This is a genomic window from Achromobacter sp. (assembly GCF_049647645.1).
Taxonomy (GTDB): Bacteria; Pseudomonadota; Gammaproteobacteria; order Burkholderiales; family Burkholderiaceae_B; genus Achromobacter.
In genome coordinates this window covers 49,817-63,447 of the sequence record NZ_JBARYB010000049.1, presented here as the reverse complement: position 1 = coordinate 63,447, position 13,631 = coordinate 49,817, and the positions used below count along the sequence as shown (strand labels likewise).

12 protein-coding genes are annotated in these 13,631 nt (G+C 65.4%); 6 read left to right on the top strand and 6 right to left on the bottom strand.

From position 1 onward, the window contains the following. Window positions 1–54: 54 nt before the first annotated feature. From WBB14_RS05080 to WBB14_RS05060, 5 genes are read right to left on the bottom strand one after another with little or no spacing between them, the layout of a single operon-like run. On the bottom strand, window positions 55–777 hold the full coding sequence (locus WBB14_RS05080) for an ABC transporter ATP-binding protein (RefSeq protein WP_424238848.1): 723 nt from the start codon (window positions 775–777) through the stop codon (window positions 55–57). Further along, window positions 774–1,508: an ABC transporter ATP-binding protein gene (locus tag WBB14_RS05075; RefSeq protein ID WP_424238847.1), complete on the bottom strand. Its 735-nt coding sequence runs from the start codon at window positions 1,506–1,508 to the stop codon at window positions 774–776. The genes WBB14_RS05080 and WBB14_RS05075 overlap by 4 nt, the downstream gene beginning before the upstream one ends. Then, window positions 1,505–2,452, bottom strand: coding sequence for a branched-chain amino acid ABC transporter permease (locus WBB14_RS05070; protein ID WP_424238846.1), 948 nt, complete (start codon window positions 2,450–2,452; stop codon window positions 1,505–1,507). Before WBB14_RS05070 ends, WBB14_RS05075 begins: the two co-directional genes overlap by 4 nt. Further along, complete coding sequence (locus WBB14_RS05065; protein ID WP_424238845.1) at window positions 2,449–3,312, bottom strand: branched-chain amino acid ABC transporter permease; 864 nt, start codon at window positions 3,310–3,312, stop codon at window positions 2,449–2,451. The genes WBB14_RS05070 and WBB14_RS05065 overlap by 4 nt, the downstream gene beginning before the upstream one ends. 24 nt (window positions 3,313–3,336) lie before the next feature. Continuing rightward, window positions 3,337–4,545, bottom strand: a complete 1,209-nt coding sequence (locus tag WBB14_RS05060) for an amino acid ABC transporter substrate-binding protein (protein ID WP_424238844.1) — start codon at window positions 4,543–4,545, stop codon at window positions 3,337–3,339. 233 nt (window positions 4,546–4,778) lie between these two features. Here WBB14_RS05060 and WBB14_RS05055 point away from each other — a divergent pair, with 233 nt between their 5' ends. The 4 genes from WBB14_RS05055 (at window position 4,779) to WBB14_RS05040 (ending at window position 9,791) form a co-directional block, all read left to right on the top strand. After that, window positions 4,779–7,241 (top strand): penicillin acylase family protein, encoded by a 2,463-nt coding sequence (locus WBB14_RS05055; RefSeq protein WP_424238843.1) that lies wholly within the window; start codon window positions 4,779–4,781, stop codon window positions 7,239–7,241. A gap of 125 nt (window positions 7,242–7,366) precedes the next feature. Beyond that, window positions 7,367–7,999, top strand: coding sequence for a class I SAM-dependent methyltransferase (locus WBB14_RS05050; RefSeq protein WP_424238842.1), 633 nt, complete (start codon window positions 7,367–7,369; stop codon window positions 7,997–7,999). A 203-nt stretch (window positions 8,000–8,202) separates the two neighbouring features. Further along, a complete protein-coding gene (locus WBB14_RS05045; protein WP_424238841.1) occupies window positions 8,203–9,450 on the top strand; it encodes a sulfite oxidase in 1,248 nt (415 codons plus the stop codon). Then, window positions 9,447–9,791, top strand: a complete 345-nt coding sequence (locus WBB14_RS05040) for a c-type cytochrome (RefSeq protein WP_424238840.1) — start codon at window positions 9,447–9,449, stop codon at window positions 9,789–9,791. The genes WBB14_RS05045 and WBB14_RS05040 overlap by 4 nt, the downstream gene beginning before the upstream one ends. Before the next feature lie 28 nt (window positions 9,792–9,819). Here the strand turns inward: WBB14_RS05040 and WBB14_RS05035 are convergent, their stop codons facing one another. Then, the gene (locus tag WBB14_RS05035) at window positions 9,820–10,758 is read right to left on the bottom strand and encodes an AraC family transcriptional regulator (protein WP_424238839.1); all 939 of its coding nucleotides are present in this window, start codon (window positions 10,756–10,758) and stop codon (window positions 9,820–9,822) included. A 258-nt stretch (window positions 10,759–11,016) separates the two neighbouring features. Here WBB14_RS05035 and WBB14_RS05030 point away from each other — a divergent pair, with 258 nt between their 5' ends. Both WBB14_RS05030 and WBB14_RS05025 read left to right on the top strand, forming a co-directional pair. After that, a complete protein-coding gene (locus WBB14_RS05030; protein ID WP_424238838.1) occupies window positions 11,017–12,126 on the top strand; it encodes an NAD(P)-dependent alcohol dehydrogenase in 1,110 nt (369 codons plus the stop codon). A 29-nt stretch (window positions 12,127–12,155) separates the two neighbouring features. Further along, a complete protein-coding gene (locus tag WBB14_RS05025) occupies window positions 12,156–13,622 on the top strand; it encodes an aldehyde dehydrogenase family protein (protein WP_424238837.1) in 1,467 nt (488 codons plus the stop codon). Window positions 13,623–13,631: the final 9 nt, after the last annotated feature.

The following is a 13,631-nucleotide window of genomic DNA, read 5'->3' as shown; positions in this document are numbered from 1 at the left end:
ATCGATCAATTTAGGCTCGAAAGCAAGCCGGCGCAAGAGGCGCGGCGGGCGCAGTCAGATTCCCAGATAGGCCTGCCGCACCTTGGGATCGGACAGCAGCGATTGCGCCGGTCCCGAAAGCGCGATGCGGCCGGTCTCCATCACATAGCCGCGGTCTGCGGCCGTCAGCGCCAGGTGGATGTCCTGTTCCACCAGCAGCACCGTGACGCCTTCCTGGCGGATGTCGCCCAGCACGCCCATCAGTTGTTCGACCACCACCGGCGCCAGGCCCAGGCTCATTTCATCGATCATCATGAGCGCCGGCGCGGCCATCAATGCGCGCGCCATGGCGCACATCTGCTGTTCGCCGCCAGACATGCTGCCGGCAAGCTGGCGGCGCCGTTCCGACAGCCGCGGAAAGTAGGCGTAGACGCGGTCCAGGTCGCGCGCGACATCTGCCTTGCCGCTGCGGCGGTAGGCGCCCATGAGCAGGTTGTCCTGCACCGTCATGCGGTCGAACAGCTGGCGTCCTTCGGGCACTTGCACCATGCCGCAGGCAAAGGCCTCGTCCGGCGTGGAGCGGGACAGTTGCCGGCCGTCCATCACGATGCTGCCGGTGCAGGGCAGCACCCGCGACAGCGCCCGCAGCATGGTGGTCTTGCCGGCGCCGTTGCTGCCCACCAGGGCCACGATCTCGGCGCGGCGGACTTCGAGCGCGATGTCGCGCAGCACCGGCAGTTCGCCATAACCGGCGCTCAGTCCTTCCACTTTCAGCAAGGGGGCGGCGGCGTCGCTCATGCGCGCCTCTTGCCCAGATAGGCCTGTACCACTGCGGGATCGGCCAGCACCTCGTCGGGCGCGCCGTCGGCGATCTTTTCACCGTGATGCAGCACCAGCAGCCGGTCCGACAGGCTCTTGATGGCCTTGATGACGTGTTCGATCACCAGCACGCTGATGCCGCTGGCGCGGACCTTGCGGATGACCTCGATGACTTCGTCGATCTCGACCAGGTTGAGCCCGGCCATGACCTCGTCGCACAGCAGCACCTTGGGCTGCATGGCCAGGGCCTTGGCCAGTTCCAGCCGCTTGCGGCCCGGGCCGCCCAGCTCGTCGGCGCGTTGTCCCGCGGCGCGGCCCAGCCCGACGAAGTCCAGGCAGGCGCGCGCCTGCTCGCGCGCCACCGCCAGCTTGGGCTGGCCGCCGCCGTGGCCGAACAGGGCGCCGACCGCCACATTGTCCAGCACCGACAGGCCGGGGAAGGGCCGCATGATCTGGAAGGTACGGCCTATCCCCAGGCGGGCGCGGCGGTAGGCGGGCAATCCGCCTATCGGCCGGTCCTGATAGAGGATCTCGCCTGCGCTGGGCGCCAGCGTGCCGCTGATCAGGCTGACCAGCGTGGTCTTGCCCGCGCCATTGGGGCCGATCAGGCCAAGGATTTCGCCCTCGGCCAGCGTGAAGCTGACCTGGTTCACGGCCACCAGCCCGGCAAAGCGCCGGGTCATATTGCGCAGGTCCAGGATCGCGCTCATAGCCGGTGCGCCCGTATGTTTTCGACGAAATAGCGCCAGCCCGACTTGCGGAAACGGCGCAGCAGGTCGGCCAGGCCGCGCGGCATCAGCACCACCGCCGCGACGATCACAGCGCCGAAGAACAGGCCTGCGGCGCTGGTGATCTCGCTGGACAGCAGTTCCGAGATGGCCGACAGCGAGAACGCGCCCACCACCGGGCCTAACACGGTGCCGGCGCCGCCGAATACCGCCATGATGATCATCTTCACGTTGAGGCTGATATCGAAGGCGCTTTCCGGATCCAGGAAAGTGATCCAGTAGGCGTGGATGCCGCCGGCCAAGGCGCTGAACACCCCCGAGATCGCGAACGCCGTCACCTTGTACAGCGTGGTGTTCACGCCCATGACGGCCGCGCCTTCCTCGTTCTCGCGGATCGCGATCAGGCCGAAGCCGAAGCGGCTGCGCGTCAGCCAGGCGATGGTAAGCGTGGCCAGCACCAGCAGCCCCAGGGCCAGTTCGTAGAACAGCGGATCGTTGTTCAGGGGCGGCAGCACCAGGCCGATGTTCTGCCCGGCGAGTCCGATGTTGGAGACGATGGCCGTCATGACTTGCGCCAGCGCCAGGGTGGCGATGGCGAAGTAGTGGCCGCGCAGCCGCAGCACCGGCAGGCCCAGCACCACCGCGAAGACCACGGCCAGCGCGACGCCCAGCGCCAGCCCCGCCGCGAAGGGCAGTTCCCATTGCGCCATGGCGATGGCCACGCCATAGCTGCCCAGGCCGTAGAAGACCGAGTTGCCGAAGGATGCGTAGCCGGCGTATCCGCCGATGATGTTCCAGCCCTGGGCCAGCACCGCCAGCAGCAGGGTGTTGATGCCGAACTGCACCAGCACGTCCGAGCCATACCAGGGCACGCCGGCCAGCGCGGCCAGCGCCAGCAATGCCAGCAGCACGCGCGGCGCCGTCATGCCGCTCTGCCCAGGAGGCCGCTGGGCTTGACCAGCAGCACCAGCACCAGGATGCCGAAGCTGGCCACGTCGGCGTAGGTCGGCCCCACGTACAGCGTGGTGAGGGATTCGACAATGCCCAGGAACAGTCCGCCCACCATCACGCCCAGCGGATTGTCGAGCCCGCCGATGATGGAAATGGCAAAGCACTTGGCGGTGAGCGTGGCGCCGATGTACGGATTGATCTGCGAGACCGTGCCGTAGAGCCCGCCGGCCGCGCCCGCCAGCGCCAGGCCCAGCCCGAACGTGACGGCGTAGAGATGGCGCGGCTCGACGCCATAGAGCCGGGCCGCGATCAGATTCTGGGCGGTGGCGCGGATGGCGCGTCCCAGGCGGCTGTGCAACAGGAACAGCCACATGCCTAGCGTGAGCGCCGACGCCACGCCAAACGCGGCCAACCGCGCCAGCGGCAGCGTCACGGGGCCGACGGCGTAGCTGTCGCCGGCGTAGGGCGGGTTGATGGTGCGGAAGTCGGCCGAGAACGCCAGTTGCGCCAGATAGGTCAGCACGACCTCCAGGCCGAAGGTGATGAGCAACGTATTGAACATGGGCGCGCGCACCACCAGGTTCAGCAGGCCGCGCTGCAGCGCATAGCCCAGCGCGAACATGGCGGCGGCGGTTAGCGGCAATCCCAGGAACGGGTCGATGCCGGCATCGTTGTACAGATACCAGGAGGCGTAGGCGCCCAGCATGATGAAGGCGCCGTGTGCCAGGTTGACGATGTTCAGCACCCCCCAGACCAGCGCCAGGCCTTGCGCCATCACGGCATACAGCCCGCCCAGCAGGATGCCGTTGACGAGGATTTGCGCGAGCAGGTCCATCGCGTCTTCCCGGAAGCCGCGGGCCTAGCGCGCGTTCCAGGCCGGCATCGGGTACTTGGGCTGCGTGATGAAGCCCTTCGCACCGTAGATCTCGGCCAATTGGTCGCCCTGCACCTGGATCACCACCTGGGGCAGGTCGATCTGCCCTTGGGCATTGAAGGCGACGGGGCCGTACAGGCTGTCGAACTTGATCTTGGCCAGCGCGTCGCGCACTTGCTGCGGCTTGGCGCTGCCGGCGCTTTCCATGGCATAGACCAGGGCTTCGACGTCGGCCACGCCGGACGCTGCGTGATAGTCCGGGTCATAGCCGAACTTGGCCTTGTAGGCGCGGGCGAACTGCTCGGCGTCGCCGAACCAGCGGTCCTTCAGCGCGGCCGAAGGCAGCCAGGCCGTCATGCCAAAGGCATAGTCCGCGTCGCGCCCCAGCGCCTTGCGGAAATCCTCCGACGGCACGCCCACGGTGAAGGAATACATCTTGGGCGCGACGGCCAGGCTCTTGGCCTGGCGCACGAAGTTCAGGATCTCGGTCTCGTGTCCCGCCACCAGCACGGCATCCACGTTCTTGCTCTTGATCTGGGACAGCAGCGAGTTGAAGTCGGTGGCGTTGGTGCTGTAGCGCTCGTCCATCGCCACGGGCAGTCCGGCTGCCTTCAGCAGCGGGCGGGTGCCCTGCGCTACCGAGACATCGAAAGCGTCATCCGCGTACAGCAAGGCCACGCTGGCGGGCGCGGGCTTGAGCGCCTTCAGCATTTCCACGGTACTGCCGAAGTAATTGCTGGCCGGCGCCAAGGTGCCGAAGATGTACTTGAATTTGCGCGAGAAGATCTGGTCCGACGCGCCGCCGCCCTGGACCATGGGCACTTTGTACTTTTCCGAGACCGCGGAATCGGCCAGCGCGAAATTGCTGGCGAAGGGGCCCAGCAGCAGGTTGGCCTTGTCCTGCGTCACGAGCTGCGTGTACTGCCGCACGCTCAGGTTCACGTCCGACTGGTTGTCGTAGATCTTCAGGGCCAGCTTGTGGGTGGCGTCGCCAATCTTTACGCCGCCTGCGGCGTTGATCTGGTCCACCGCCATCTGGTAGGCATCGCGGTAGTAGCGGCCGGTATTGGCGACAGGTCCGGTCAGTTGAACGGATGCGCCCAGCAGGACATCGGGCGCCGGCGCCGCTGCCGGGGCGGCGCCGTACAGGGCCAGCGCCAGGACGGGCAGGGCGAACAATAGTCTCCGAGACATGATGATGTCTCCTGCAAGTTCTTATGCGGTCCATTCTCTGCCCCTGCGTTTACGTCTACCTGAACCGCGGCGCAGCCCGTCACTGGTTACATATTCTGACTAAGCTGATCAAATGAAACAGCGTTCCCGGAACCTGTGATTTGGTTGTACATATTGCTAGCGGTCGCTTCGGGCGGCATGGCCCCTCGAAGCCGGCAGGCAGATAGAAGACAGATAAATCCGAGGAGGAGTCAATGCGTACGTTCAATCGCAGGGCCGCCGCATGGCTGGCGAGCGGGCTGATTGCAGTGCTGGCAGGCTGCGCATCGCCCGGAGGCAAGAAAGAAACCGTAGACATGAAGGGGCTGTCCCAGCCCGTGGAGATCGTGCGCGACCGGCATGGGGTGTCGCACATCTACGCGCAGAACCAGGATGACCTGTTCTTCGCGCAGGGCTTCAGCGCGGCGCGCGACCGCCTGTGGCAGCTTGACCTCTGGCGCCGCCAGGGCGAGGGCAAGATGGCCGAACAGTTCGGCCCGCGCTTCGTCGAGCAGGACCGCGCGGCGCGGCTGTTCCTGTACCGCGGCGACATGCAGGCCGAATTCGCCAGCTACCATCCGCAGGGCAAGGCCATCCTCACGTCCTTCGCCGCGGGCATCAACGCCTATGTCGATTGGGTCAAGGCGAATCCCGAGCAGATGCCGCCCGAGTTCAAGCTGACCGGCACCGAACCCGGCTACTGGAGCCCCGAGACTTCGCTCATCCGCATCTATGGCTTGACGCGCAATCTCAGCGAAGAGGTCAGGATGGCGCAACGGGTCGCCGCGCTGGGCCTGAACGCCGTGCAAGGGCTCAGCACCTTCGAGCCGCCGCTGGCCCTGCAGGTGCCTGCCGGCCTGGACGTGCGCCAGATCGACAACACGGTTCTGGCCGACTACAACCTGGCGCGCAACGGCCAGAAGTTCGTCGCCGCCGACTTCCCGCGCAGCCCGCTCGCGGCCGCCGACCGCGACAAGCTCGCGCGCGAGCTGTCGGCCAGCATGCAGGCCTCGCTGGATCCCGCCTTCGATCCCATGGCGACCCGCTATGAAAGCAATAACTGGACCATAGGCGGGCAGCACACCGCCACAGGCAAACCCATCCTGGCGGGCGATCCGCACCGTTCCATCACCATGCCGTCGCTGCGCTACATGGTGCACCTGAACGCGCCCGGCTGGAACGTGATCGGCGCCGGCGAACCAGCGCTGCCCGGCGTGTCCATGGGGCACAACGACCGCATCGCCTTCGGGCTGACCATCTTCGCCTTCGGCGACGAGGAGGACCTGTACGTCTACGACACCAACCCGGCCAAGCCCGACGAATACCGCTACCAAGGCCGCTGGGAGAAGATGCGGCAGGTTGACGAGTCCATCCCGGTGCGAGGGCAGGGCGCGGCGGTGCGCCAACTGAAATTCACCCGCCACGGTCCGGTCATCCACGTGGATCCGGTGCGCCACAAGGCCTATGCCTTGCGCGCGGCCTACCTGGAATATCCGGGAACCGCGGCCTATCTGGCCAGCCTGCGGCTGAACCAGGCGCAGAACTGGAACGAGTTTGTCGCCGGCATGGAGAAGCACTACACGCCCAGCGAAAACATGGTCTATGCCGACGTCGATGGCAATATCGGCTGGTTCGGCGGCAGCATCGCGCCGATACGTCCGCGCGCCGACTGGTCCGGCATGCTGCCCGTGCCGGGCAATGGCGACTTCGAATGGCGCGGCGTACTGCCAGGCAATGCGCTGCCTCGCGCCTACAACCCGCCAGAAGGCTACGTCGCCACCGCCAACGAGTACAACCTGCCGGCCGACTACCGCTACAAGGACATGTCCGCGCGCACCTGGGCGGAGCCGTATCGCGTGCAGCGCATACGCGAGGTGCTTGCCGACAGCAAGGGCCAGACGGTCCAGGACTCGCAAGCGCTGCAGTACGACAACCTGTCGATCCCCGCGCGCACCTTGACGGGCTACGCGAAATCGCTGAATTCGGCCGATTCCGGAACGTCGCAGGCCTTGAGCCTGCTGAAGGACTGGGATGCCCGGGTGGGCACCGAGTCGCGCGCCGCGACGGTCTATGAGTTCTGGCTGCCCGAGGTGGTCAAGCGCGTGACTGAACTGTACGTGCCCGCCAACGGCCGCGCGGCCTTCGGCAACCTGTCCACGGCCAAGACGCTGGAAAAGCTGGCCACGCCGGACAGCGCCTTCGGTCCGCAGCCGCAGCAGGGCCGCGACGCGCTGCTGCTCCAGGCGTTGAACGACGGCATGCAGAAGTTGCGCGCCAAGCTCGGCCCGGACTCCTCGCAATGGCAGTGGGGCAAGCTGCACCACATCCAGTTCGAGCACAGCCTGGCCAGCTTCCTGCCGCCGGCGACCGCCAACGCCTACGGCACGCCGCGCTATCCGGTCGGCGGTGACAACGACACGGTGCATCGCGGCACCTTCCGCGCCAGCGACTTCCGCCAGATCAGCGGCTCGTCCTATCGCCAGGTGATAGACGTGGCCGACTGGGACAACTCGCGCGTGCAGAACGTGCCCGGGCAATCCGCCGATCCGCGCAGCCCGTACTACCAGAACCTGCTCAAGGACTGGGCGACCGGGGAGTATTTCCCGATGGCGTTCAGCCGCGCCAAGGTGGATAGCGAGAAGGCCGATACCTTGAGCCTGCGTCCGGTACCGCGCTGATTCAGGCGAGGCCGCCCGTGGCCGAATTGACAAGGGTGCTTACCGACGGTTGCGGGCGCGCACGGCCTGGCGCAGTTAAGGTTTCGGGGTCGTACGGAATTTCCAATCCAGGAGACTGAGGCCCCATGCATTCCACGCAACCTTACAAGACCGTTGCTCCGCGCAAGCCTGCAGCCAGCTCACCCATGGGCTGGCTGCAAGAGCGCACGCAGTTCGTCAAGGCGCTGTTGTCCAATCCCGCCGCCATAGGCGCGGTGGCGCCGTCCGGACCGGCGCTGGCCGCGGCCATTACCGCCTGCATCCCGCCCAGCGCGGGCAAAGTCCTGGAACTGGGCTGCGGCACGGGCGTCTTCACGCGTGAAATGCTGCGCCGCGGGATGGACCCCGCCAGCCTGGTGCTGGTCGAGCAGGACTCGGCCATGAGTTCCAGCTTGCGGACGCAGTTTCCAGAAGCCGCGGTGCTGCAGGTGGCGGCGCAGGATCTTTGCCGCAAGCGCCATCCGGAGCTGGACGGAATCGGCGCCGCGATTTGCGGCTTGCCGTTGCGCAACATGAGCCAGGCGCATCATCGGCAACTACTGGCCGCCGTGTTCGACGCGCTGCCTGCCGAGGGATCGATGGCCCTGTTCACCTATGGCGTGCGCTGCCCGATATCCACGGGCGTGCTAGAGGCTTGCGGCCTGCGGGCGCGCAAGGTCGGTTTCGTCCCGCTGAATCTGCCGCCGGCTTCGGTGTACAGCCTGGTCCGGCAGGCTTGAGCCGGTCCGGTCCGGCTTGGCCCAAATGGACTAGGGCAGCGTATTGCAAATAACTAATTGACACGAAAAGATCACTCAACCAACATCGCAGGCATAACTATTGGCGGCCTGGGACACGTGCGCGCGGGGTAAACAGCCACGTCGAAGCAGGCCGGCAGGGTTCGGGAACAACAACGATTCCTGACCCCAACGAGGAGACTGCGATGCGTTCATCCCTGATCGAGAGCGCGGCGCGCCGGCGCCTGTTGGCCGGCGGCGCGAGCGCCTTGGCTGCAGCAAGCTTGGGACGCGCGGCCTTGGCCGCGGAGCAGAAGGCCGCGCCGGGCGCGGCTGCGCCACCGGCTCCGGCCTCCGCCGCCAAGCCCTTGCCGCCCTATGCGGCGTGGAAGCAGCCCGACGCGATGATCGTGCACAGCGCCAACACCATAGAAACGCGTCGCGAGGCGTTCGGCAGCGGGGTGGTCACGCCTTTGCGCCAGCTCTATGTGCGCAACAACCTGCCGCCGCCGGACGAGGCGATCGTGGCCGACCGGGACGCGTGGATCATCGAGATCGCGGGAGTGGCCAAGCCCATGTCCCTGAGCGTGGGACAACTGAAGACCATGGGCCTGCAGACGCTGGCAATGGTCCTGCAGTGTTCGGGCAACGGCCGCGGCTATTTTCCGAACAAGCCCAGCGGCACGCCCTGGCAGGTCGGCGCGGCCGGCTGCGTGATCTGGAGCGGCTTGCCGGTAAGCGTGCTGGTCGAGCATTGCGGCGGATTGGCGGCGGCGGCTGTGTACATGACCGGCACGGGCGGCGAAAAGTTGCCGGACGGCCTGGATCCGAACATGGTCATGGTCGAGCGTTCGGTGCCAAAGGAGGCGATGCGGGATGCGCTGCTGGCTTGGGAACTGAACGGAGAGCCGATTCCGCTGGCCCACGGCGGCCCCTTGCGCCTGATCGTGCCGGGCTACACGGGCGTGAACAGCGTCAAGTACATCAAGCGGCTTGCGTTCACCGAAAAGGAAAGCCCGGCCGCGATCCAACAGACCGGCTATCGCCTGGCCCCGCCCGGACAGAAAGGAGATCCCAGCCAGCCTTCGGTGTGGGGCATGGGCGTGAAGTCGTGGATCAATACGCCCAGTCCGGCCGCATCCAACCTGAAGGCCGGGCGCGTGGTGGTGCAGGGAGTGGCGTTTGGCGGCACCAACGGCATCAGGCAGGTCGAGGTTTCGACCGACGGCGGCAAGAACTGGCAGAAAGCGGAACTGGTCGGCCCGGACCTCGGGCGCTATGCCTGGCGCCAGTTCGCATTGCCGGTGGAATTGGCGGCCGGCGAACACGTGCTGGCCAGTCGGGCGACCGATACCGAGGGGCGGGTGCAGGACGAAGAACGGCCGCAGAATTCCGGCGGCTATATCAACAACGGCTGGCGCGACCACGCTGTGGCCGTGGCGGTCAAGGCATGACGGCGAAGGCGCTGGCATTGCCCTGGAGGCACGCGTTTTGCGTCGGATTGTTGAGCGCCAGCCTACATGGCGGCGCGCTGGCGGCCGAGCCCGATATGGAGGCGGGCCGCGCCCTGTTTCTCGGCGCGGCGCCGGCCTGTGCGCTTTGCCATACCTTGAATGACGCGCAATCCAGCGGGGCCATCGGGCCCAAGCTCGATGAGATCAAGCCCGACGCGACGCGCGTGGAGACGGCCATCCGCAACGGTATTGGCCAGATGCCGGCATATACGACCCTGTCGGACAAGGAGATCGAAGTGTTGGCGGCATACGTGGCCAAGGCTACCGGCGCGCAGCCCTGAGCGGACATCAGACGCCGCAGCCCGATACCTATGCGCGGTCGCGAGCGATGCGCACGCGTCTGGCGCGGGCCAGGGTGGCCGCTGGCAGTTCGCCGAACGCAGTCTTGTATTGCGCACCGAAGCGCCCCAAATGCAAGAATCCAAATTGCAGCGCCACATCGGTGACCGTGCCGCCCGCGCGCAGCAGCTGCTCTCGGGCCTGTTCCAGCCGGATCTGACGCAGCCGCTTCATCGGCGATTCAGTCCCAGCCTCGCGAAAGCCTGCTTGGAGGCCTCGAATGCTGACGCCGGTTGCCGAGGCAATGTCGGAGACTGATAGCGGCTGATCGCTGTGCGCCTTGATGTACTCCTCGGCTCGGGCGACCAAGGCGCGAGGCAGCGGCTGCGGCGGACGGCTCAGCGCCGCGCTGAAATTGTGAGGATGGCCATGCAGGAGCAGCGAATTCAAGAATTGGTTCAGCGATTGCCGGGCCGTCCGCGGCAAGGGCATGTCTGTCGCCGAACCGAGCAACTGCAGCGCGTGCCTCCAGGTCGCCGAGAAATCGTCGGAAAACGGGGTTAGCTCGAATCGCAATGGGCGTTCCAAGGGGCGGCCGAGCAAATTGCTGCAGAGCGCACTGATGGCCGCGGCATCGGGCCGGAACGAAATCTGCTCGAAGTGCGGATCGAAATGAAACCGCGTTGAGATATTGGCCGACACGGGCAGGGTGAGTCCGCTGCGCCATGCCGCGCGGCTATCGGCCTGGGTGACCGATCCATTGCCGTTGACACAGGTCATGACCAGGAACAGGTCCGGAAAGTCCGCGGCATCGACATCGACATCCGCTCCGTATGCAAGCTTGACCATGCTCGCGCCTTGTTCCAGTCCGCAGGCTTCCAGCCGCATATCGATTCGATTGGCGCGCCGGCCCAGGCTCAATCCATGCGCGGCGTAAACCGCGCTGACGTGGGAGATGGCTTCTTCCATGTCTTTGGTTTGAACTCGAGTCCCTTGCATGGTCGTTCCTTTGGATTGTGCTGTAGAACAGCAGCGCGGCAGATCATCGTATTGCGCGGAGCAGGTCGCTTGGATGAGGGATATCCCCAGGGCGGGGCGTCTGCGCAATCTGGATAGTCGGACCCAAACTGGATAGCCCGTCAACCGTTCCGCATTCAACATGCGTGCAGCGTGGCAGGTAAGCGCCGCGCCAACAGCGACTGGGAGACCATGATGACTGAGCCGAGCATGCTGAAGATCCGGGCCGCGGTGACGCGCAAGAAGGGGGCCCCATTTACTATCGAAGACGTCTACTTGCGAGCGCCAAAGCTCGACGAGGTGAGAGTGCGCGTCGTCGCGTCCGGCATATGCCACACCGACATGATCATCCGCGACCAATACTATCCGGTGCCGCTGCCGGCGGTACTGGGGCACGAAGGCGCAGGGGTGGTTGAGTCGGTAGGGCCGCTGGTGCGCGACCTGAAGCCCGGCGATCGCGTCGTGCTGACCTACGGCAGTTGCGGTCGCTGCCTTTCCTGCGCGAAAGGCCTGAGCTCGTACTGCAAGGAATTTTTCTCCTTGAACTTTGGCGGCAGCGGCCGCGATGGGGGCCACGCGCTCTCGGACGCCCAGCATACGGATCTCAACGATCACTTCTTTTCCCAATCTTCGTTCGCGACATACTGCATCGCGCGCGAAAACAACGCGATCAAGGTCCCCGAAAACGCGCCGCTGGAGCTACTCGGGCCCTTGGGATGCGGTTTTCAGACTGGCGCGGGCGCCATCATCAATACGTTGCGAGTTCCGCCAGGGGCGAGTTTTGTCGCTTTTGGCGCGGGGGCCGTCGGGCTGAGCGCGATCATGGCCGCCAAGGCCTCGGGCGCCACCACGATAGTGGCCGTGGATGTCGTCGCCTCCCGGCTCCAGTTGGCGCTTGACGTCGGCGCCACGCACGCCATCAAGGGCAAACAGCTTGATGCGACGGAGGCAGTGCGGGAATTGACCGGAGGCGGAGCGGACTACGCCCTGGAAACAACAGGTATCCCGGCCGTCGCCACGCAGGCGATAGCGAGTCTGGGAGAGCTCGGCGTGGTGGGGATCGTGGGGGCTTCGCATTTAGGAACCCAAGTCGGATTCGACGTCAATGATCTGTTGATCAAGGGCAAGACCATACGCGGCATATGCGAAGGAGACAGCGTTCCCCGGAAGTTCATCCCTGATCTCATCGAGCTGCACCTGCAACAACGCTTTCCGATCGACAAGCTGATCAGGTTCTACGAGTTTTCGCAGATCAACGAAGCCGTGGCCGATAGCGAATCGGGGAAAACGTTGAAACCGGTCCTGCGCATGCCAGCCTGATATCTGCTTTGAAGAAATGGAGTATTGCGATGCATGAAGATACTGTCGAACGCTATCCTGCCTACATAGGTGACCAGACCCTCGCCACCGAGCAGACGCTCCCTGTCCTGGATGCCTCTACCGGACGGTTGCTGGCCCGGATCTCGCGCTGCGGGGCCCGCGAAGTGGACCTGGCCGTCCAGGCGGCTGTGGCCGCGCAAGTGGATTGGGGCAAGACCGCCTATGAGTACCGGGCCTTGCTCCTGTACCGGCTGGCCGACGCGCTGGAGCGAGCGGCTCCCTGGCTGGCGCGGTTGGATGCGCAGGACGTGGGGCGGCGTGTCGCCGAGACCGCCGTGGACTACCAAATCGCCGTCGCGCAGTACCGTTACTTTGCCGCTGCCATCGTCACGCATGAAGACTTTGGACGGCCCATCGACGACGGCTATCTGCTGGCGAGACGTACGCCATTGGGTGTGGTGGGACAGATCATTCCCTGGAACGTCCCCGCAATCATGGTAGCCCTGAAGGTTGCGCCCGCGCTGGCTGCCGGCAATGCCATCGTGCTCAAGCCCGACGAAAACGCCAGTCTGTCGACGCTTGAATTCGCGAAAATCGCTATGGGCATATTCCCGCCCGGCGTGATCAACGTGGTCACCGGCCTGGGCGAAGAGGCCGGCGCGGCGCTATGCGCCCACCCGCGCGTGGCCAAGCTTGCCTTTACCGGCAGCCCGGAAGTGGGGCGGCTGATCGGGCAGGCGGGCGCAAGGCGGCTGGTTCCGGTGTCGTTGGAGCTGGGCGGCAAGAGCCCGAACATCGTCTTTCCGGACATTGACGATATCGACGCCGTGGTGGACAACGCGCTGTTTGCCGCCCTCTATTGCAACGGCCAGTCCTGCCTGGCCGGGACGCGCTTGTTTCTGCATGCCGACATCTACAGCGCCTTCATGGAAAAACTGGTGCAGGCAGCCCATCGCTTGCGTATCGGCGATCCTCTGGACGAAAACGTGCATTTGAGTTGTCTGATCAACAAGCAGCAGGGCGAGAGGGTGCTTGATTACATACGGATCGGCAGGGACGAGGGCGCCCGGCTGCTGGCCGGCGGGTCGCGGGTGAAGGTCGGCGGCCATGAACACGGCTACTTCGTCGAACCCACCATCCTGGAAGCGCGCAATTCAATGCGGGTCGCCCAGGAGGAAATCTTCGGGCCGGTGCTTTCCGTGATCCGCTGGAGCAACGTCGATACGATGATCGCCGAAGCGAACGATGTCCCGTACGGTCTGGCTTCAGGCATCTACACCTCGAATCTCAAGCATGCGCTGGACACGGCCGACCGGTTGCAAGCCGGGAACGTGTGGATCAACCGATACTTCAATCTCAGCAGCGGTTCGCCGTTCGGAGGAATGAAGGAAAGCGGGATCGGCCGCGAACATTGCCGGGAAACTCTGCATATGTACTCGCAGCTCAAGGCGATTACGCTGCAGAACGCGGTGCCGGCGGCGTGGTTCGCGAGCTAACTTGGGAAA

Bases quoted from the DNA above. Each gene is read 5' to 3' on its own strand.
- WBB14_RS05025 (WP_424238837.1), top strand. From the start codon at position 12,156: ATGCATGAAGATACTGTCGAACGCTATCCTGCCTACATAGGTGACCAG.
- WBB14_RS05035 (WP_424238839.1), bottom strand. From the start codon at position 10,758: ATGGAAGAAGCCATCTCCCACGTCAGCGCGGTTTACGCCGCGCATGGA.
- WBB14_RS05030 (WP_424238838.1), top strand. From the start codon at position 11,017: ATGCTGAAGATCCGGGCCGCGGTGACGCGCAAGAAGGGGGCCCCATTT.
- WBB14_RS05055 (WP_424238843.1), top strand. From the start codon at position 4,779: ATGCGTACGTTCAATCGCAGGGCCGCCGCATGGCTGGCGAGCGGGCTG.
- WBB14_RS05050 (WP_424238842.1), top strand. From the start codon at position 7,367: ATGCATTCCACGCAACCTTACAAGACCGTTGCTCCGCGCAAGCCTGCA.
- WBB14_RS05045 (WP_424238841.1), top strand. From the start codon at position 8,203: ATGCGTTCATCCCTGATCGAGAGCGCGGCGCGCCGGCGCCTGTTGGCC.
- WBB14_RS05070 (WP_424238846.1), bottom strand. From the start codon at position 2,452: ATGACGGCGCCGCGCGTGCTGCTGGCATTGCTGGCGCTGGCCGCGCTG.
- WBB14_RS05040 (WP_424238840.1), top strand. From the start codon at position 9,447: ATGACGGCGAAGGCGCTGGCATTGCCCTGGAGGCACGCGTTTTGCGTC.
- WBB14_RS05080 (WP_424238848.1), bottom strand. From the start codon at position 777: ATGAGCGACGCCGCCGCCCCCTTGCTGAAAGTGGAAGGACTGAGCGCC.
- WBB14_RS05075 (WP_424238847.1), bottom strand. From the start codon at position 1,508: ATGAGCGCGATCCTGGACCTGCGCAATATGACCCGGCGCTTTGCCGGG.
- WBB14_RS05065 (WP_424238845.1), bottom strand. From the start codon at position 3,312: ATGGACCTGCTCGCGCAAATCCTCGTCAACGGCATCCTGCTGGGCGGG.
- WBB14_RS05060 (WP_424238844.1), bottom strand. From the start codon at position 4,545: ATGTCTCGGAGACTATTGTTCGCCCTGCCCGTCCTGGCGCTGGCCCTG.